This is a genomic window from Streptomyces sp. Tue6028 (assembly GCF_002300165.1).
GTDB lineage: Bacteria > Actinomycetota > Actinomycetes > Streptomycetales > Streptomycetaceae > Streptomyces > Streptomyces siamensis.
This window is the reverse complement of the sequence record NZ_MLCE01000002.1, coordinates 128,013-146,530: the sequence shown is the minus strand read 5'-3', so window position 1 is coordinate 146,530 and position 18,518 is coordinate 128,013. Positions and strand designations below refer to the sequence as shown.

Sequence of the window (18,518 nt, the reverse complement as noted above, 5' to 3'; positions counted from 1 at the left end):
TCGGTCACATGTGCGCTCCGGCGGCCCCCGTCGGGCAACCTCCTCATTCCCTCTCACATCTGTCCGGTCGACGCGCAGTTGACCGTCCGCCGGTCGCCACGAAGTCAACGCATTCGTAAAGAGATCGCCCCAGAAGCAATAAAAGGGATCTTTCGTCTTTACATGTACATGGCGGATCGGTGAGGGTGTGGACTCGGGGCCCGACCAGCCCCCGCGGCGCCCGACAGCGCCGTGTCTCGCGGTGGTCGGCGATCCCGGCCATCCCTGTACGAAGGAACTCAGTGCGTAGACCCCACATACGCCGCGTGGCGATCGCCGTCGCGGTGACGACGGCCGCCACGCTTCCGGCGGGCCCCGTCTTCGCGGCGCCCGACTCGCCCGTCCGTGCGGCGGCTTCGGGCTCCTCGCCGGTGGACGCCGCCCGCGCCGCCGCGTTCGCCCATGCCTCGGCCACCGGTGTCGCCGGGGGCGACACCCTGCGTGCCAAGGACGTCATGACGGACCCGGACGGCAAGCAGCACGTCCGCTTCGTCCGTACCCACCAGGGCCTGCCGGTGCTCGGTGGCGACCTGGTCGTGCACCTCGACAAGGCGTCCGCCTACCTCGGCGTGACACGGGCCGCCGACCACACGGTCGAGCCGGCGACGACCAGGGCGAAGCTCACGCCCGAGCAGGCGCAGCAGAAGGCGGCCACCGCGGCCAAGGGCGACGCGGGCACCGCCGAACTCGTCCTGGACGCCCGTGAGGGCGCCTCGGCCCTCGCCTACCAGGTGCGGGTGACGGACAGCGACACCACCGAGGCCGGCGGCTCCCGCACGGTCGTCGTGGACGCGGGGACCGGCCGGATACGCAGCAACGTCCCCGACAACGACGAGTTCATCTCGCCGTCCCTTGCGGACACCCTGCGCAGGCGCGGCGAGCACGCGACCCCGCAGACCGGTACGGCCGGCGCGCCGACCGCTCTCGTCGGCGCGACGGGTGCCGCCCACTACCCGGCCACCGCCAACGGCACCGGCTCGTCCCTGTTCGCCGGCAAGGTGGCGCTGAAGACCACGCAGACCGCGCGGACCAGCTTCCTGCTCAAGGACCCGACCCGGTGGAACACCGAGACGCGGGACGCCAGGGGGCAGGAGCTGGAGAACTTCTCCCGCGGCAAGAAGTTCACCGACGGTGACAACAAGTGGGGGACCGGGACCACTTCCAGCCGTGCCACCGCCGCGGTCGACGCCCAGTACGGCATCACCAAGACCCTGGACTTCTACAAGAAGACCTTCGGCCGCAAGGGCATCAAGAACAACAGCGCCGGTGCCCGCGGAATGGTCCACTTCGGGAACAAGGTCGGCAACGCCTTCTGGGACTCGGTCTGCGGCTGCATGCTGTACGGCGACGGTGACGGCGACATGTTCAAGAAGCCGCTGGTCGTCCTGGACGTCACCGGTCACGAGCTGACCCACGGCGTCGTCGACGCCACCGCCGGCCTCGAACCGACCCGCGTCGACCAGGACGGCAACCAGTACGGCGAGCCCGGCGCTCTCAACGAGTCGCTGGCCGACATCTTCGGCTCGAACGTCGAGTTCGCCACCGACAACCCGAAGAACCCGCCGAACTACCTCCTCGGGGAGAAGCTGGGCCTCGAGCAGAAGTTCCTGCGCCGGCTGGACCACCCCTCCCTCGACGAGCTCGAAGGCACGATCGACTACTGGTCGCCCGCCGCCTTCGACACCGAGGTCCACGCGGGCTCCGGCGTCTCCTCGCACGCGTACTACCTGCTCGCCGAGGGCAGCGGCCGCAAGACGATCGGCAGCGTGACGTACGACTCGCCGACGTACGACGGCTCTCGGGTGACCGGCATCGGACGGACGAAGGCGAGCGCGATCTTCTACCGGGCGCTCACCCGCTACATGGTCTCCACGACCGACTTCCACGACGCCCGGAAGGCCACGCTGAAGGCCGCCTCCGACATGTACGGCGCCGACAGCACCGAGTACAAGACGGTGAACAAGGCCTGGGCCGCCGTCAACGTCACGTCCGCCAACACCCCCGCCGCGGGGCACTGACGGACCACACGACGAGGGGGCCCCGCCGTCCGGCGGGGCCCCCTTTCGTCATCTCCCCGGTCGGGGCGCCGCGGTGCCTCAGTGCTGCTGGGTCTTCGGCGGCGTCGCCTCGCTGGGGCGCACGACGACGAACCCCTCGCCCTCCAGCTTCAGTTGCACGGCCTCACCCGAACCACCGCGGATCATCGAGCCGATCGACTGGGAGCGGTGCAGCGATGTGCGCAGGTGGGCCGACCAGCCCACCACGGCGTCGGTGTCGACGAACACCGGCTGGTGCTGCGAGACGGGTATGACCAGCGGGTTGCCCTCGCATATCAGCCCCAGAGCGCCATGGCCGGTGAAGACGCTGTTGAACAGACCGCCACCGGTGATGCCGGCCCCCTTCACGGTCTTGATCTCGTACGAAAGCGTCGCGTCGAAGCACAGGACGTTGCGTCCGTTGACGGTGAACACGTCGCCCGGCTCGATGCCGACGATGAAACAGTTCTGCGCCTCGTGCGCGAACCAGGCCTCGCCCTGTCCGCGGACGGTCATCAGCGGCAGACCCTCCCCGGTGACCGCCCGCTTGAGCATGCCGCCCACGCCCTGGCCCTTGCGCTCGAACTGGAGATTGCCCCGGTAGGCGATCATCGCGCCCTGGCGCGCGAGCATCTCGCCGTTGACGGCGTACCTGATCGACTTGGCGTTCTGGATGGTCATGCCGGCCGCGACGGCGGGCTGCACCATGTGGTCACTGGAAAAGAGGTCACCCTTCATGCGGGCATCCTGGCCCCGGAGCGATGCGTTCCGCCAAGATCGTTCCGAGTTGAGACACACGGGGGCAGTCCTGTGACACGCGAAAGGGCCGGCCCGGGTGAACGGGCCGGCCCTCACGGAATCGGGTCAGGCGGCCTTGGCCGTGCCGACCTTGCTGTGCAGGCGGTGGACGACCTCGGTCAGCTGCTCGGCGACCTCGCTGTCGTCGGCGGGGTGGGTGTCCGCGAAGCGGGTCACGGAGCCGGGGATGGAGAGCTTCACGTCCTCCAGGACGGTGCCGCCCGCGATGCCGACGGCCTTGCGGGCCTCGTCCTGCGCCCAGACGCCGCCGAACTGGCCGAACGCGGTGCCGACCACGGCGACCGGCTTGCCGCCGAAGGCGCCGGCGCCGTACGGGCGGGACAGCCAGTCGATGGCGTTCTTGAGCACGGCCGGGATCGTGCCGTTGTACTCGGGCGAGAAGAGGAGGAAGGCGTCGGCGCCGCCGGCGGCCTCACGCAGCCGGGTGGCGGCGGCGGGGACAGTGCCCTCGACGTCGATGTCCTCGTTGTAGAAGGGGATCTCGGCGAGTCCCTCGAAGAGCTCGACCTCGGCGCCTTCCGGGGCGAGCCGGACGGCCGCCTCGGCGAGCTGGCGGTTGTGGGACCCGGCGCGCAGGCTGCCGACGAGCGCGAGGATGCGTACGGACATGGTGTTCTCCCGAAGCTGAAACATTGCCGCAATAAACCGGACCGAGGTCCGTTTAAAGATGTACCACTTAACCGGACCGCAGTCCAGTTGTCCCCGGCTGCGGCTACGCTGGGTGCATGTCCACCCCTCTCCCGCAGTTCCCGAAACCGCAGGAACCCGCCGCCGAACCCGTCCTGATGGAGTTCGCCACCCCGGCCGAGGCCCCGCAGCTGCGCGCCGACGCCGCGCGCAACCGCGCCCGTCTGCTGGAGGCCGCCGCCCGCCTGGTGGAGCGGCACGGAGTGGCCAATGTGACGATGGAGGCCGTCGCCGCCGCGGCGGAGGTGGGCAAGGGGACCGTCTTCCGGCGCTTCGGCGACCGCACCGGCCTGCTGACGGCACTGCTCGACCACACCGAGCAGCAGTTCCAGACCGCCTTCATCGGCGGTCCGGCACCGCTCGGCCCCGGAGCGTCGCCCCTGGAGCGGCTGCACGCCTTCGGCTGTCGCGCCCTGCGCCTGACCTCCGACCAGCTCGACCTCTACCTCGCGGCCGAACCGAGCCCCACCCGGCGCTTCAGCTCCGCGCCCTACCGCGTCCGCTTCATGCACGTGTGCATGCTGCTGCGCCAGGCCGAACCGGCCGCGGACATCGAGCTGCTCGCCCAGACCCTGATGGGGTACCTGGAACCGGCCCTCGTCCACCACCTGACCCGCCAGCGCGGCATGCCGCTGGAGCGCCTGGAGTCCGGCTGGCACGACCTGGTGGACCGGACGGTCCGCCCGTCGGCCGGCCGGCACCTGCCCGGCGCCTGACCTCGTTCCCGGTCCGGCGCCCGCCCTCCGTCTGGCGCCCGCTCGCCGCCCGGGCGGACAATGCCGTCATGGCGCACCGCCTCGACGATGTGAGCGCACCCGCACGGCTGGCCGGTCCCGACGAGGGCATCAGCCAGGAGGAACTTGCCCTCGCCGCCCGCAACCACGGGATCCCGCTGGAGGCCCTGAGGTACGACGTGACGCCACCGGGCCTGCACTACGTGCTGACCCACTACGACATCCCGTACGCGGACGAGGGCTCGTGGGAGCTGGCGATCGGCGGGCGGGTGCGCAGACCCCTGCGGCTCGGGCTCGACGCGCTCAGGAAGTACCCCGCCGTGACGAGCCGGGTGACCCTGGAGTGTGCGGGCAACGGTCGGGCCCTGCTGACCCCGCGGCCGGTGAGTCAGCCGTGGCTCGTGGAGGCGGTCGGCACGGCCGAGTGGACCGGTGTGCCGTTGCGGGTGCTGCTCGACGAGGCCGGGATCGAACCCGGCGCGGTGGACGTCGTGTTCACCGGTGCCGACCACGGGGTCGAGCGCGGGATCGAGCAGGACTACCGGCGTGCGCTGCCGCTGGACGTGGCCCTCGGCGACGCGCCCGAGGTCCTCGTGGCGTACGCGATGAACGGCGGCCCGCTGCCCCCGCAGCACGGGCATCCGGTGCGCCTGGTGGTGCCCGGCTGGTACGGCATGGCGCATGTGAAGTGGCTGCGGGACATCACCGTGGCGGACGCGCCGTTCACCGGGTTCCAGCAGGCGGTGGCCTACCGACTGCGGCAGGACGCCGACGACGAGGGCGAACCGGTCACCCGGATCGCCCCCCGCGCACTGCTGGTCCCGCCCGGCTTCCCGGACTTCATGTCCCGCACGCGGGTGGTCCGGCCGGGGCCCGTCACGCTGGAGGGACGGGCCTGGTCGGGCCGGGCGCCGGTGACCGGCGTCGAGGTCAGCGCGGACGGGGGAGGGTCGTGGCGGCCGGCCGAACTCGGCCCGGGGGACGGTCACCCCTGGGCCTGGCGCTCGTGGCGCCTCGCCTGGAAGGCCACACCCGGACGGCACGTACTCGGTGCCCGGGCCACCGACGCCGAGGGGCACACCCAGCCCCTCGATCAGCCGTGGAACCGGGGCGGCTTCGCGAACAACCTCGTCCAGCGGGTCCCCGTTCTCTGCCTGGACCCCGGCGACGACGTCTGACGGGTGGCCGGGCGGACCCCTCGCGCTCCCGGCCACCCGCGGCGCCCGTCAGCTGAACGGGTCCAGCGTGACGTAGGCCTGTTGCGGACTGCCGTCGTGGACGAGCGACTCGTGGTTGCCGACGTCGTCGAAGGCGAACGCGTACGCCTTGCCGTCGGCCATCTGCGCGTGGACGGCGCGCGCGTAGTGGTTGGTCACCCCGTCCTGGTAGAAGCCCGCCGAACTCGTGTCGGGCTGGTTCGGATTGGCCAGCAGGGTGGAGCGGTTGAATCCCGCGCACAGGGTGCGGGAAATGGGCCCGCGCACCAGGTCGTTGGGTGCGTCGAGCCGCTTGTAGCAGCCGAAGACGCTGTCGGAGTCAGGCTTCTGGAAGCTGGTGACGACGGCTCCGGAGCCGTTGGTGAAGTTCATGACGCCACCGGAGACGCGGCCGTAGTACTTCGTGCCGGGCTGGTCGGTGAACGGCGTCACCGTCAGCGTGGACGAACTGTACTTCTGCCAGACGCGGTTGATGTAGTCGTCCATCACCGTGGCGGGCAGCGCGCCCGCCTCGATGCCGTGACCCGGGGCGAGGGCGCGCAGCACGGTGCCGTCGGACCGGGTCTGGATCAGGCCGGCCCAGCCGCCGGACTGGGCCCGCAGCGCGTTGAAGAACCCGTTGTACCCGCCGGGCTTGAGATGCCCGGTGGTCTTGGTGCTCCCGTCGCCCGCCTGGACGCCGACGGCGTACGGGGCCGAGAACATGTCGACCTGGGTGCTGTTGATCCACAGTCCGGAGTCGTTGAGCGTGTACTCGGACCAGTTGAAGAGGATGTTGCGGTTCGGGTCGCTCGGGTTCTGCACGGCCGGCTGCACGAGACCGCCGGTGGTGAGCCGGAAGTCGAGCTTCTGCCCGTAGGAGAAGTAGAGCCGGCCGGAGAACTTGGGGATGCGGATCGTCTTCGACTGGCCGTTCGCCGGTCCGGCGATCGAGGCGTCCGGTGCGGGAGTCGGCGGATTGCCGCCCCCGGGCCAGGCGTGGAAGGTGCCGTTCGCGTCGGCCCAGCCCTGCTGGCCGGTCGACAGCAGCGTACCCAGGTCGTAGATGTAGACCGGGTCGCTGCGGCCGGAGTTGTTCGTGATCTTCAGAGGGATGGTCGCCGGTACGGCCGCCTCGGCCCGGGACGGTGTCCCGAACGTGAGGAACGACGCCGCGAGGGTGGCCGCGGCCACCGCCAGAGCGCGCCATCTGGGTTTTCCGGGCACTCTCTACCTCCTTGACGTGGGGGTTCAGCGAGGTGGATTTCTGCGGACGGTTGTCGTCCGTTTCCTTTGAGAGCGCTCTCAGAATTGCTCCGCGTGGCGTGCATGTCAACGATTCATGCAAAGTTGGTCCGGTCCAACTTCCTTGGATTCGTGCCGTGTTCACGCGAGCGGGCGGTGGTCCTCGGCGATGGTTCACCGACGGGCGCTTCAACGAGCCCCTGCGGTCAGGGGGTTGACCCCGCCCGTCGCTCACTGGTTCAGTGGATCAGCCACTCATCCACTCGCTTTAGGGAGAACCGTGGAGGCACTGCCCCGCGAGACCATCGTGGACGTCCTGGAAGACCGGTTGCGCACGGACATACTCGACGGCCGTCACCCGGCCGGGAGTTATCTGCCCCCCGAGCGACAGCTCGCCGACGGCTACGGAGTCACCCGCACCACGCTCAAGCACGCCTTCGGCCGTCTCGTCCAGGCCGGCCTGCTGGAGACCCGGCACGGCGTCGGCACCCGGGTGCGTGACTACGCGCGCCTCGGCGGGGCCGACCTGCTGCCGATGCTCGTGCGCCACGACGCCAAATGGGTCCACGAGGTCTTCGAGGTGCGGCGCGGCGTCGGCGCGCTGATCGCCGGGCGGGCCGCGGCGAGGGCCACCCGCAGACAGCACGCCGAACTCCGCACGCTCCTCGCGGCCGTACGGGATGCCGAGGACGCCGACGCGGTGCAGCTCGCCGACGTCGAAGTGCACCGCGCGCTCGCCCGCGCCACCGGCAACCGCGTCTACGTCCTGCTGACGAACACGCTCTTCAACGCGTACCTGCCCGTCCGTTCCCTCCTCAAGGGACCCTTCACCGACCCGGAGACCGCCCATGACCGGCTGGCCCCGGTGGTGGCGGCGGTGACCGCCGGCGACACCGGACAGGCGCACGCGGCGGCCGAGGCCTACCTCCGCGCCACCGAGCGGATCATGCTGGACGGTCTCGCATGAGGGCCACCGAGTTCACCGAGACGATGCTCGGCACGGTCCGGCTCGACGCCGAGCCGCGCGAACGGCGGCTCAGGCTCGACCTGCGCGCGGACGCCGACACGGTGCTCCGCCCGCACCGGACGACCATGGCGCGCCTGACGGGCCGGGCACGGATCGCCGGGCTCGCCGACGACACGGGGGCGAAGGGCGAGCTGGAGGTGTCACCGCTCGCCCGCAGGCGCATCCGCTACCGGCTGACCTTCACCGCCGACGGACGCGTCCTCACCCTCGACGGCTGGAAGTCCGTCACCCCGCGCCGCCCGGTCGCGTCGATGACCGTCCTGCCGTTCACGCTGTACGAGGGCGACACGCGGGTCGGCGCGGGCGTCCTGCGCTTCCCGCTGCTCACCGGCCTGCTGCCCTTCCTCCTCAGCTTCCGCTTCCCACGCCGCGACACCCAGGCCGAGCTCCTCGCGCCGCGCTGGAACGGCGCCCCCGGGCGCACCGAGGTCTGGTACACCACGCTGACCGACCCGGCGACCGGCACCGGGATCTGGCTGCACCACGAACTGACCGCGCCCGCCGACGGATCCGAACCGACGGCCCACGGCTGGGTCGCGGCCTTCCCCCGCGAGGGCGAGGTGCGGCACGCCCGCTTCGGACCCGTCCCCTGGACCCGGCCGGAGCACGGATTCACGAGCGACGACGTCACCGTCACCGCCGGGCAGCTGACCGGCAGCGCGGACGACTTCCACTGGAAACTGACCGAACGCCCGCAAGATCCACCGCTGTTCACCTTCCCGCGCTGGGCCTGGCGCCGTCCGCTGCTGCCCGCGGCACAGATGCTCCCGGCCGCGCGCGCCGCCTACGACGGAGAATTCGCCTACGGCGACCGGACGTTGACCCTGCAGGGCGCGCCCGGCGCCTCGGCCCGCATCTACGGCCACGGCAACGCCCAGCGCTGGACCTGGCTGCACGCGGATCTCGGCGACGGCGACGTCCTCGAAGTGGTCGCCGCGGTGTCCACCCGCCCGGGGCTGCGGCGGCTGCCGCCCCTGGTCTTCCTGCGCCTGCGCCACCGGGGCCGGACCTGGCCGCGCCGCGCGGAACGGTCGGCCGTCGGCTGGCTCGGCATCGGCCGGTTCCGGGCCGGATTCGGGCTGCCGCGATGGACGGTGACCGGCCGGACCGTCCTGCGCCGCATCCGCGTCGAGGTCGACCAGCCCGCCGAGCGGACCCTCGTCCTGGAGTACCGCGACCCGGACGGCGCCCGTGCGGTGTGCCGCAACAGCGAGACCGCCGACGCCCGTGTCGTGCTGGAACGCTGGTGGGGCCGCTGGCGGCCGGAGGCCTCCTGGGTCCTGGACCGCACCGCGCACGCCGAGGCGGGCGACCGGTGACCGCCGCCGGATTCGTCGCCGCGCTGCTCGCGGACACCGGCGACGAGGAATGGCCCGCCCGCGTGCCCGACCGGCTCGACTCGGTGCTGGCTTCGCTGCCCCTGCCCGCCCGCGCCGGAGTGCACACCGCGGTCGCCGCCCTGGACGCGTACGCCGTCCTGCGCGCCGGCCGGCGGCTGGCCGCGCTCTGCGCCGACGAACGCGAGAGCCTGCTCCGCTCGCTCGCCGCGCGTCCCGGACTCGCCCCACTGTTCGACGTACTCAAGGTGCCGGTCATGCTCGCCGCCGGCACCGAACGGATGCCGGCCCTGCCCGCACCCGCGCCGGCGCCCGAGGACCCGCCCCTCGACTGCACCCCGGCACGGGACTGGCCCACGCGCTCCACCGCCGACGTCGTGGTCGTCGGGTCCGGCGCGGGCGGTGCGGTGGCCGCGCGGACATTCGCACGTGCCGGACTGAGCGTCGTCGTCCTGGAGGAGGGCGAACACCACTCGACCGCCTCCTTCGGCCGCCGCGCCCCGCTCGACCGCTTCACCGAGCTGTACCGCGACGGAGGCGCCACCCTCGCCCTGGGCCGGCCGCCGCTCCTGCTGCCGGTCGGCCGCGCGGTCGGCGGCACCACGGTGGTCAACTCCGGCACCTGCTACCGCACTCCGGACCGTGTGCTCACGCGCTGGAGCCGGCGGTTCGGATTCGCGCTCGCCGAGGGCCTGCCGCCCCGACTCGACGAGATCGAGCGCACCCTGCGCGTGGCCACCCAGCCGCTCGACGTGCTCGGCAACAACGGCCTGCTGGCGCTCGCGGGCGCCGAGCGGCTCGGCTGGCGGGCCGGCCCGCTGCGGCGCAACGCGCCCGGCTGCAAGGGCTCGTGCCAGTGCGTGGTCGGCTGTCCCACCGGCGCCAAGCAGAGCGTGCAGCTGTCGGTCCTGCCCGACGCCTGCGCCGCCGGCGCCCGTATCGTCACGGGCGCACGGGTCCGCCGCATCCTGCTGGACCACGACCGTCCCGGAGCACCGCGCGCCGCCGGCGTGCGGGTGCGGCGGCCCGACGGCAGCGAGCTGGAGATCCTGAGCCCGCTCGTCGTCACCGCGGCCGGCGCGCTCCAGACACCGCCCCTGCTGCGCCGTTCCGGACTCGGCGGGCACCCGCGCCTGGGCCGGAACCTCAGCGTGCACCCGGCCACCAGCGTCGCCGGGCGCTTCGCGCAGCCGGTCACCGCCTGGCGGGGCGTGCTGCAGAGCGCGGGCGTTGAGGAACTGCACGACCGCGGGATCCTCATCGAGGCCACGGCCAGCCCTCCCGGGATGGGCAGCTTCGTCCTCCCCGGCCTGGGCCAGGAGCTGCGGCGCGAACTGGAGGAATCGGAGCGGCTCGCGACCCTCGGGGCCATGATCGCCGACCGCCCCTCGGGCCGGGTCCGGGGCCGCGACCGCACCCTGGTGAGCTACGACCTCGATCCCCGCGACGGCGACCGGCTGACGACGGCCGTACGCTCGATGGGCCGCCTGCTGTTCGCGGCGGGGGCCGAGGAGGTCCTCACCGGAGTCCCGAGCGTCCCGCGGGCCCGCTCCGCCGGCGAGCTCGACGAGCTGCTCACCCGCGTCGGCGCCCGTGACCTGCACCTCTCCGCGTTCCACCCGACCGGTACGGTCGCGGCCGGTGCCGATGCCCGGCTCGCCCCCACGGACCCCGAGGGCAGACTCCGCGGGGCCCGCGGAGTCCTCGTCGCGGACGGCTCCGTCCTGCCGAGCTGCCCCGAGGTCAACCCGCAGCTGAGCATCATGGCCGCCGCCCTGGCGATCGCGGAGACCTGGCTCGAACGGGAAGGAGGCGGCCGCACGGGCTGACCCACCACCCCGAATGGGCCACGCGGTTCGCGGACACCGGGCCGGGCGCCGAGCATGGGGACGTCCCGTACCGCGGCCAGAGGACGAGCCTTCATGAGCACACGTACTTCCCACGGCAGAACCCGGACCGGCCGGATCGCGGTCCTGGCGGCAGCGCTCGCGTGCGGCTCCCTGCTCGTCTCGTGCGGCTCGGGCGACGACAGCGGCGGCTCCTCCGTGAGTCCTCGCCCGACCCCGCCGAACACCGCGTCCTTCAGCGGGACGACGCCCTCCGCCATGGCCTCGGCCGCCTCCTCGATCATCGAGTCGGCCCGCGGCCAGGCGTCGGCGGCGGCCTCCTCCGCCGCCGCCCGCGCCTCGGAGTTCGAGGCGTCCGTGTCCGCCGAGACCGCGCGCTCGGCCGCCGTCGCGGAGAAGGAGCTCAAGGACGTCAAGGACGGCGGCAACGCGCGGTCGGAGGTTGCCATGACCGGACTGCCCACCGCGGAGACCGGTGGACTGCGCGCCGTACTCGTGACCATCACCAACAAGACCGACAAGAAGGCGTCCTACGCCGTGCAGGTCGACTTCAAGAACCCGGACGGCAAGGTCGTGGAGACGAGGTTCGTGGGAGCGGAGAACCTCGAACCGGGCGCGCGGAAACAGCCCATCGTGATCAGCAGGGAGCCCACGGAACCCAAGCTGACTCCCGCACTGGCCAAGGCCCAGCGCTACTGATCCCGTCCGGGGCGCGCTCCTCGGGCGGCCGTGCCTCGCAGCGCCCGCCCGGCCGGTGCGGCGGAGCGCGGTGCCCCGGGCGCCGTAGACCCCCTCGGCTCCGGGCGGGCGGTCGCCGACGTCAGGCCTCCGGTTCCCGCACCAGGTGGATCAGCGCACTCGACCAGTCTCCCCGCGGCAGATCCGGCTGGAGGCCGTACTCGGTGAGCACCGTGGCGTGGTGCACGGTGTCCGTGGCGGTGTCGCGGTAGCGCGCTCCCGGAGCGAGGCCGCGCAGGCGGAGCGGCCGGCGCGGCGCGCCGTGACCCGCGGTCCTGCGGCTCGCGAGCAGTAGGGTCTCCGAGGCGTCCGGGGCGGTGTACTGGACGGCGCAGACACCTTCCTCGGTGGGTGGTGACAGACGGTCCATCCGGCCGTGCTGGACGAGATGGCGCACCCGCTTGTACTCGGCGACCAGGGCCGCGCCCTCCCGCAGTTCGTCCTCCGACCAGTGGGTGAGGTCGCCTCCGATGCCGAGGGCCCCGGCCATCGCCACATGGAACCGGAAGCGCAGCGGAACGGTCCTGCCGGTGAGCTGGTTCGGCACGTCGGTGACCCAGGCGCCCATGGTGCGCGCGGGATAGACCTGACCGTAGCCGTGCTGGATCCACATCCGGTCGGCGGCGTCCGTGTTGTCCGACGCCCACGCCTGGTCCGTCCGGGACAGGATGCCCAGGTCGACCCGGCCGCCCCCGCCGCTGCACGACTCGATCCGCAGCCCCGGGTGGTCCGCGCGCAGACGGTCGACCACGGCGTAGAGGTTGCGCACGTACGCGGGACCGAGACGGTCCGCGCCGTCGGGCCGGCCGGGCCAGCCGGCCTCGCTGAACGCCCGGTTCATGTCCCACTTCAGGAAGTCGATGCCGTGGTCGCCGACCAGCCGGGTCAGCCAGTCGTGGGCCCAGTCGGCGACGTCCTGGCGGGCGAAGTTGAGGACGAGCTGGTTGCGGAGCTCGGACCGCCGGCGGCCGGGGAAGTGCAGCACCCAGTCCGGGTGGTCGCGGTAGAGGTCGCTGTCCGGGTTCACCATCTCCGGCTCCACCCAGAGACCGAAGCCCATCCCCAGGTCGTGCACGGCCCGGACCAGCGGCCCCAGCCCGTCGGGGAAGCGGTCGGGGGCGGGTGTCCAGTCGCCGAGACCGGCCCGGTCGCTGCGCCGCTTTCCGAACCAGCCGTCGTCGACGACGTACAGCTCGACCCCCAGCTCCGCCGCCCGCTCCGCGAGCGCCTTCTGACCGACCTCGTCGACGTCGAAGCCGGTCGCCTCCCAGGAGTTGTAGAGCACCGGAGCGGTCTCGTCGCCGTGCGGCAGGACATGGGCCAGCGTGTACGCGTGCCAGGCCCGGCTGGCCGCGCCGAACCCGCCGTCCGTGCACAGCGCCGCGAACGGGGGAGTGGTGAACTCCTCGCCGGGCGCGAGCGGAACCGTCGTCCCGTCGTGCCCCGCCCCTCCGGTGAATCCGGCCCGCCCGTCCGGGGTGCGCTGCACGGTGACGCGCCAGCTCCCGCTCCACGCGAGGGCGGCGCTCCACACACGCCCGTGGTCCTCGGTCGCCTCGCCGGCGTCGAGCATCACCCAGGGGTTCGCGTGATGGCTGGTGATCCCGCGACGGCTGGTCAGCACGGTCTCGCCGTACGGGAGGGGCTCGCGGCGCAGCCGGCTCTCGGCGGACCACTGGCCGGTGACATGGCTGAGCCGGTAGTCGCCGAGCGCGGGCAGGGACCATGCCGCCGAATCGGCCCGCAGCAGGGTGACCTGCTCGTCACCGGCGTTGCGGACCACGGTCCAGCGCTCGATGACGTCCGTGTCGGGACGTACCCGGTAGTGCAGCGTGACGTGCAGGGGGTGGCGGCGGTCGCGGAACTCCAGCGCGAGTTCGCCGTCATGGACGCGGTGACCGGTGGGCTGCCACTCGAAGGCGCGGGATCCGTCCGCGAAACGGACCTGGAGGGACGGAGGGCCGTAGCGGGTCCCGCCGTCCACGGGGAGTTCCTCACCGACGCCGGGTCTTCCCTCGAAGCTGCTGACCTCGACGGGTGGGGGCCCGGCGAGTTCCTCCGCTTCCGCGAGTGTCAGCCTCGGGCCCCACGCGAGGTGGCAGGGCGCCCCGGAGGCGTCGACGCGCAGCGCGTACGACGTGCGCGGTGTGGTCAGCAGCCAGACCCCGGTGTCCGGGGCGAAGGAGATCATCTACGGGGATCCTCACGTTCCGCTCGTGCCATGAGACGTTCGAAAGCCAACCCTGACCTTCGATCGTGTGTCAACACCTCGCGTGTATCTGTCTTTTGCAGGTCGTGGCCGCCTCACAGCGGAGTCTCAAGATAATCCTGTTTCTTTCATTGACAGCAGAAAATAAGGGACCTAGGTTCCGGGCCATGCGTTCGACCTCTCGCACCGAGGCGTTCTTGGCCCACACCCCCGCCGCCTCCCAGATCTTCACCACCGTGCTGTCCCACGGCCCGCTCACCCGGTCGGAGATAGCCGGGCGGACCCGTCTGTCGGCGGCCGCGGTCACCAAGGCCGTCAAGCCCCTCATCGCGGCCGGCTATCTCGTCGAGGACGTCGACGAGGACGCCCGGCAGTCCTCGCTCGGGCGTCCCGCCAACCCGGTGCGGGTGGACGGGGGACGGGCGCTGTTCATCGGCGTCAAGGTCACGGGCGACGAACTCATCGCCGTGCTCACGGACTTGTGCTGCCGCATCAGGGTCGCCCGGCACGTGCCCCTCCGCAGCCGGGACCCCAAGGCCGTGCTGGCCTCGACGGCGGCACTCGTCCAGGAACTGCTCGCCGAGGCCGACGGCTTCGGAGTCCGGGTCCAGGGACTCGGCATCGCGGTCTCCGGAGACGTGGACCGCGCGGCCGGAGTGGTGCGCTACTCGCCCTTCCTGGACTGGCGTGACGTGCCGCTCGCCGAACTCGCCGGGATGACCACGGGACTTCCCGTCACCGTCGACAACGACGTCCGGGCGCTGACCGTCGCCGAGCAGTGGTTCGGCGCCGGAGTGGGGCTGTCGGACTTCGCGCTGGTCACCGTCGGCGCCGGCATCGGCTGCGGACTCGTGGTGCACGGCCAGGTCGTGTCCGGCGCGCACGGCGTGGCCGGCGAGATCGGGCACGTCGCCATCGACCCGGCAGGCCCCCTCTGCCATTGCGGAAACCGCGGCTGTGTCGAGGCGATCGCCGCGGACTCGGCGATCGTCGCCCAGGTCCGGGAGGCGACCGGCGTCGACGTGGCCGACGCCGCCGCGGCACTGGACCTGGCGCACACGGGCGACCCCGGCGCCCGTGAGGTGTACGCACGGGCGGGCGAGGCGATCGGCCGAGCCCTGGCGACCGTGGCCAACCTGCTCGGTCCCGAGCGGGTGATCATCTCCGGCGAGGGCCTGGCCGCCTACGACCTGTTCGCCGGACAGATCCGTGACGCGTTCGCCGCGGCCGCCTTCGGCTCGGCCGCGCGGTGCGACGTCCAGACCCGCCCGCTGCCGTTCGAGGAGTGGGCGCGCGGGGCCGCCGCCACCGCGATCCAGTCCTTCATCAGATCAGACACGCACTAGCACGCACGAGGAGTAACGATGACGCAGCAGAGCCGCCCTCACCTGGCTGCGCGCGGCCCAGGCCGGCGCAACGTGGTCGGTGGGCTGTTCGGACTCGGCGCCGCCGCCCTGGGCGCACCCCTGCTGAGCGCCTGCGGCGGGGGAGCGGGGGCCGACCCGAAGACGGTCACCTTCGGGTCCAACGGCGCCGACGCCACCCCCAAGTCGGCCTACGCCGCCGTCACCAAGGCGTTCGCCCGGGACAGCGGACTGAAGGTGAAGACGAACACCGTCGACCACGACACCTTCCAGAAGAGCATCTCCACCTATCTCCAGGGCACCCCGGACGACGTCTTCACCTGGTTCGCCGGCTACCGCATGCAGTACTTCGCGAAGAAGAAGCTCTGCAGCCCCATCGACGACGTGTGGGACTCGATAGGCGCCAACTTCAGTGACGCGACCAAGCAGCTCTCCCGCGGCGAGGACGGCAAGTACTACTTCGTTCCGCTGTACAACTACCCGTGGGCCGTCTTCTACCGCAAGAGCCTCTTCGCCGAGCGCGGCTACCAAGTCCCCACCAAGTGGAGCGAGTTCATCGCGCTCGCCAAGCGGATGAAGAAGGACGGCCTCGCGCCCGTGGCCTCCGGCTACGGCGGCGGCGACAGCTGGAGCATCCTCGGCGCCTTCGACTACCTCGACCTGCGGGCCAACGGCTACGACTTCCACATGTCGCTGATGCGCGGCGAGGTCTCCTGGACCGACAAGCGTGCCGTGGCCGTCCTCGACCTGTGGCGCGAACTGACCCCGTACTACCAGCAGAGCGCCGGCGGCCGTTCCTGGCAGGACGCGGCCCAGTCGCTGCTCGACAAGAAGTCCGGCATGGCCGTCATCGGCCTGTTCCTCGGCCAGCAGGTCACCGACGAGAAGATCCGCGCCGACATCGACTTCTTCCCCTTCCCCGAGATCGACGCCGCCCACGGCCAGGACGCGGTGGAAGCCCCCACCGACGGCTTCATGCTCAGCCGCCGGCCCAAGAACGACGACGGTGCCCGGAAGTTCCTGGAGTTCCTCGGCGGCGCCGGGGCCGAGGAACTGTACATGGGCGTCGACCCCAGCAACCTCGCCGTCAACACCCAGGCCGACACCGGCTCGTACAACGCGCTGCAGAAGAAGTCCGCCCAACTCATCGCCTCCGCCAAGCACATCAGCCAGTTCGCCGACCGCGACAGCGATCCCGGCTTCATCTCCACCGTCGTCCTGCCCGGCCTGACCGAGTGGCTCGGCCACCCGGACGACGGCACCGGAACGCTGAAGAAGATCGAGTCCCAGCGCTCCCGCTTCTTCACCGGCTGACCAGGACCGGAAAGGCCGCACCCACCGTGTCCTCCGCCCCCCTCGCACCCAAGAGCTCCCGCACCCGCTCCCGCGCCCGTCGTCTCACCGCCGGTGACCGGGTCTTCCTCGCGGTCGTCATCGGCATCCCGCTGGCCGCCCTGCTCTTCTTCGTCTGGCTGCCCGCACTGGCCTCCCTGGGACTGTCCTTCACCACCTGGGACGGCATCGACCTGGCCGACATCCACTGGACCGGCTTCGACAACTACCAGCAGATCTTCGGCAATTACCCGCCCTTCTGGCCGGCCGTCCGGCACAACGTCATCTGGCTGCTGTTCACCGCGCTGCTGCCCACGCCGTTCGGCATCTTCCTCGCCTACCAACTCGACCGGAAGATCCGCTTCACCCGGATCTACCAGACCGCGATCTTCCTGCCGATGGTGCTGTCCCTGGCCGTCGTCGGCTTCATCTGGGAGATCATCTACAACCCGGACACCGGACTCCTCAACGGCATCCTGAACGCCGCCGGACCGGGCCACCACATCGACTGGCTCGGCAACCCGGACCTCAACCTGTGGGCCGTGCTCGTCGCCTCCGGCTGGCGGCACACCGGCTACATCATGATCCTCTACCTGGCCGGACTGAAAGGCTTCGACCCGGCACTCAAGGAGGCCGCCGCGCTCGACGGCGCCAACGGCCGGCAGACGTTCCTGCGCGTGGTCTTCCCGGCGCTGAAGCCCGTCAACGTCATCATCCTGGTCGTCACGGTCATGGAGTCCCTGCGGGCCTTCGACATCGTGTACGTCCTCGGCGGCGGCGTCGGCAGCAAACCCGGCATGGAACTGCTGTCCCTCCTCATCACCGACAACATCATCGGCGAGTCCAGCCACATCGGCTACGGCTCCGCCCTCGCGGTCGTCCTGCTCCTGGTCTCCCTCGCCGCCATCGGGACCTTCCTCGTCCAGACGTTCCGCAAGGAGGACCAGTGACCACGACCCTCACCCGGCCCCCCTCCGACGTGCGGGAACCCCGGACGCGGCCGGCACCCGGCAAGCCCAGGCGGCAGACGGGCCGTCACCTGATGCTCGGCGGCATCGCGCTGCTCTGGCTCGTCCCGCTGCTGTGGGCCGTGTACACCTCGCTGCGCCCCTACTCCGACACGGCGCAGCACGGCTACCTCTCCTGGCCGCACAGCCTGGGACTCGGCAACTTCACGGATGCCTGGAACCAGTCCGGCATGCCGCACTTCTTCTGGAACTCCGTCCTCATCACCGTCCCGTCGGTCCTCGGCACCCTGCTCTTCTCGGCAGCCGTCGCCTTCTTCGTCTCCCGCTTCGACTTCCGCTGGAACATCGTCCTGCTGATGCTCTTCACGGCGGGCAACCTCCTCCCGGCGCAGGTCCTCATCACCCCCCTGTACCGCCTCTACCTCCTCATCCCGCTGCCGGAGTGGATGAGCGACTCGCTCCTGCTGTACAACTCCGCCTGGGGCATCATCGCCATCCACATCGCGTACCAGTCGGGGTTCTGCACCTTCGTCCTCAGCAACTACATGAAGACGATCCCCAAGGAGATCTCCGAGGCGGCACTCGTCGACGGCGCACCCGTCTGGCGGCAGTTCTTCCAGATCATCCTGCCGCTGTGCCGCCCCGCGTTCGCGGCCCTCGCCACCCTCGAATCGATCTGGATCTACAACGACTTCTTCTGGCCGCTCGCGCTCGTCGAGACCGGTGACAAGCGGCCCATCACCTCGGCCCTGGCCAACCTCCAGGGCCAGTACTTCACCAACCCCAATCTGATCGCGGCCGGTGCGCTGATGACCGCGATCCCCACGCTGCTGGTGTACTTCGCGCTCCAGCGCCAGTTCATCAGCGGACTCACCATCGGCTCGGGCAAGGGCTGAGCCGCCACGACGCCGGAGTCCCACCGCGTCCCCCGCCCCCGCTG

Annotated in this window: 15 protein-coding genes; 11 read left to right on the top strand and 4 right to left on the bottom strand. The window is 71.4% G+C overall.

Annotation, left to right across the window (positions count from 1 at the left end):
- The first annotated feature begins 281 nt into the window (after positions 1–281).
- Positions 282–2,057, top strand: a complete 1,776-nt coding sequence (locus BKI49_RS00860; RefSeq protein ID WP_095932189.1) for a M4 family metallopeptidase — start codon at positions 282–284, stop codon at positions 2,055–2,057.
- A gap of 78 nt (positions 2,058–2,135) precedes the next feature.
- On the opposite strand, the gene BKI49_RS00855 is transcribed toward BKI49_RS00860, so the two are convergent.
- Positions 2,136–2,813, bottom strand: a complete 678-nt coding sequence (locus tag BKI49_RS00855) for an AIM24 family protein (protein WP_095932188.1) — start codon at positions 2,811–2,813, stop codon at positions 2,136–2,138.
- A 126-nt stretch (positions 2,814–2,939) separates the two neighbouring features.
- Entirely contained in the window at positions 2,940–3,503 is a 564-nt protein-coding gene (locus BKI49_RS00850) for an NADPH-dependent FMN reductase (RefSeq protein ID WP_095932187.1), read from the bottom strand.
- A 116-nt stretch (positions 3,504–3,619) separates the two neighbouring features.
- Here BKI49_RS00850 and BKI49_RS00845 point away from each other — a divergent pair, with 116 nt between their 5' ends.
- Both BKI49_RS00845 and BKI49_RS00840 read left to right on the top strand, forming a co-directional pair.
- Entirely contained in the window at positions 3,620–4,297 is a 678-nt protein-coding gene (locus tag BKI49_RS00845) for a TetR/AcrR family transcriptional regulator (RefSeq protein WP_095932186.1), read from the top strand.
- Between the two features lie 68 nt (positions 4,298–4,365).
- On the top strand, positions 4,366–5,493 hold the full coding sequence (locus BKI49_RS00840; protein WP_095932185.1) for a sulfite oxidase: 1,128 nt from the start codon (positions 4,366–4,368) through the stop codon (positions 5,491–5,493).
- A gap of 48 nt (positions 5,494–5,541) precedes the next feature.
- Here the strand turns inward: BKI49_RS00840 and BKI49_RS00835 are convergent, their stop codons facing one another.
- Positions 5,542–6,711, bottom strand: a complete 1,170-nt coding sequence (locus BKI49_RS00835; protein ID WP_257004576.1) for a glycoside hydrolase family 64 protein — start codon at positions 6,709–6,711, stop codon at positions 5,542–5,544.
- A 325-nt stretch (positions 6,712–7,036) separates the two neighbouring features.
- On the opposite strand from BKI49_RS00835, the gene BKI49_RS00830 reads away from it, so the two are divergent.
- The 4 genes from BKI49_RS00830 (at position 7,037) to BKI49_RS00815 (ending at position 11,666) form a co-directional block, all read left to right on the top strand.
- On the top strand, positions 7,037–7,723 hold the full coding sequence (locus tag BKI49_RS00830) for a FadR/GntR family transcriptional regulator (RefSeq protein ID WP_095932183.1): 687 nt from the start codon (positions 7,037–7,039) through the stop codon (positions 7,721–7,723).
- Positions 7,720–9,102, top strand: coding sequence for a hypothetical protein (locus tag BKI49_RS00825; RefSeq protein WP_095932182.1), 1,383 nt, complete (start codon positions 7,720–7,722; stop codon positions 9,100–9,102). Before BKI49_RS00830 ends, BKI49_RS00825 begins: the two co-directional genes overlap by 4 nt.
- Positions 9,099–10,949, top strand: a complete 1,851-nt coding sequence (locus BKI49_RS00820; protein WP_095932383.1) for a GMC family oxidoreductase — start codon at positions 9,099–9,101, stop codon at positions 10,947–10,949. The genes BKI49_RS00825 and BKI49_RS00820 overlap by 4 nt, the downstream gene beginning before the upstream one ends.
- 93 nt (positions 10,950–11,042) lie before the next feature.
- A complete protein-coding gene (locus BKI49_RS00815) occupies positions 11,043–11,666 on the top strand; it encodes a hypothetical protein (protein ID WP_095932181.1) in 624 nt (207 codons plus the stop codon).
- Between the two features lie 121 nt (positions 11,667–11,787).
- Here the strand turns inward: BKI49_RS00815 and BKI49_RS00810 are convergent, their stop codons facing one another.
- The gene (locus BKI49_RS00810; protein ID WP_095932180.1) at positions 11,788–13,896 is read right to left on the bottom strand and encodes an alpha-galactosidase; all 2,109 of its coding nucleotides are present in this window, start codon (positions 13,894–13,896) and stop codon (positions 11,788–11,790) included.
- A gap of 185 nt (positions 13,897–14,081) precedes the next feature.
- On the opposite strand from BKI49_RS00810, the gene BKI49_RS00805 reads away from it, so the two are divergent.
- Genes BKI49_RS00805 through BKI49_RS00790 form a run of 4 tightly spaced genes read left to right on the top strand, consistent with a single transcriptional unit; the run spans position 14,082 to position 18,474 of the window.
- On the top strand, positions 14,082–15,260 hold the full coding sequence (locus tag BKI49_RS00805; protein ID WP_095932179.1) for an ROK family transcriptional regulator: 1,179 nt from the start codon (positions 14,082–14,084) through the stop codon (positions 15,258–15,260).
- 18 nt (positions 15,261–15,278) lie between these two features.
- Positions 15,279–16,592: an ABC transporter substrate-binding protein gene (locus BKI49_RS00800; RefSeq protein ID WP_095932178.1), complete on the top strand. Its 1,314-nt coding sequence runs from the start codon at positions 15,279–15,281 to the stop codon at positions 16,590–16,592.
- Positions 16,593–16,618: 26 nt separating this feature from the next.
- A complete protein-coding gene (locus tag BKI49_RS00795) occupies positions 16,619–17,560 on the top strand; it encodes a carbohydrate ABC transporter permease (RefSeq protein ID WP_257004564.1) in 942 nt (313 codons plus the stop codon).
- Positions 17,557–18,474, top strand: a complete 918-nt coding sequence (locus BKI49_RS00790; RefSeq protein ID WP_373557506.1) for a carbohydrate ABC transporter permease — start codon at positions 17,557–17,559, stop codon at positions 18,472–18,474. The genes BKI49_RS00795 and BKI49_RS00790 overlap by 4 nt, the downstream gene beginning before the upstream one ends.
- Positions 18,475–18,518: the final 44 nt, after the last annotated feature.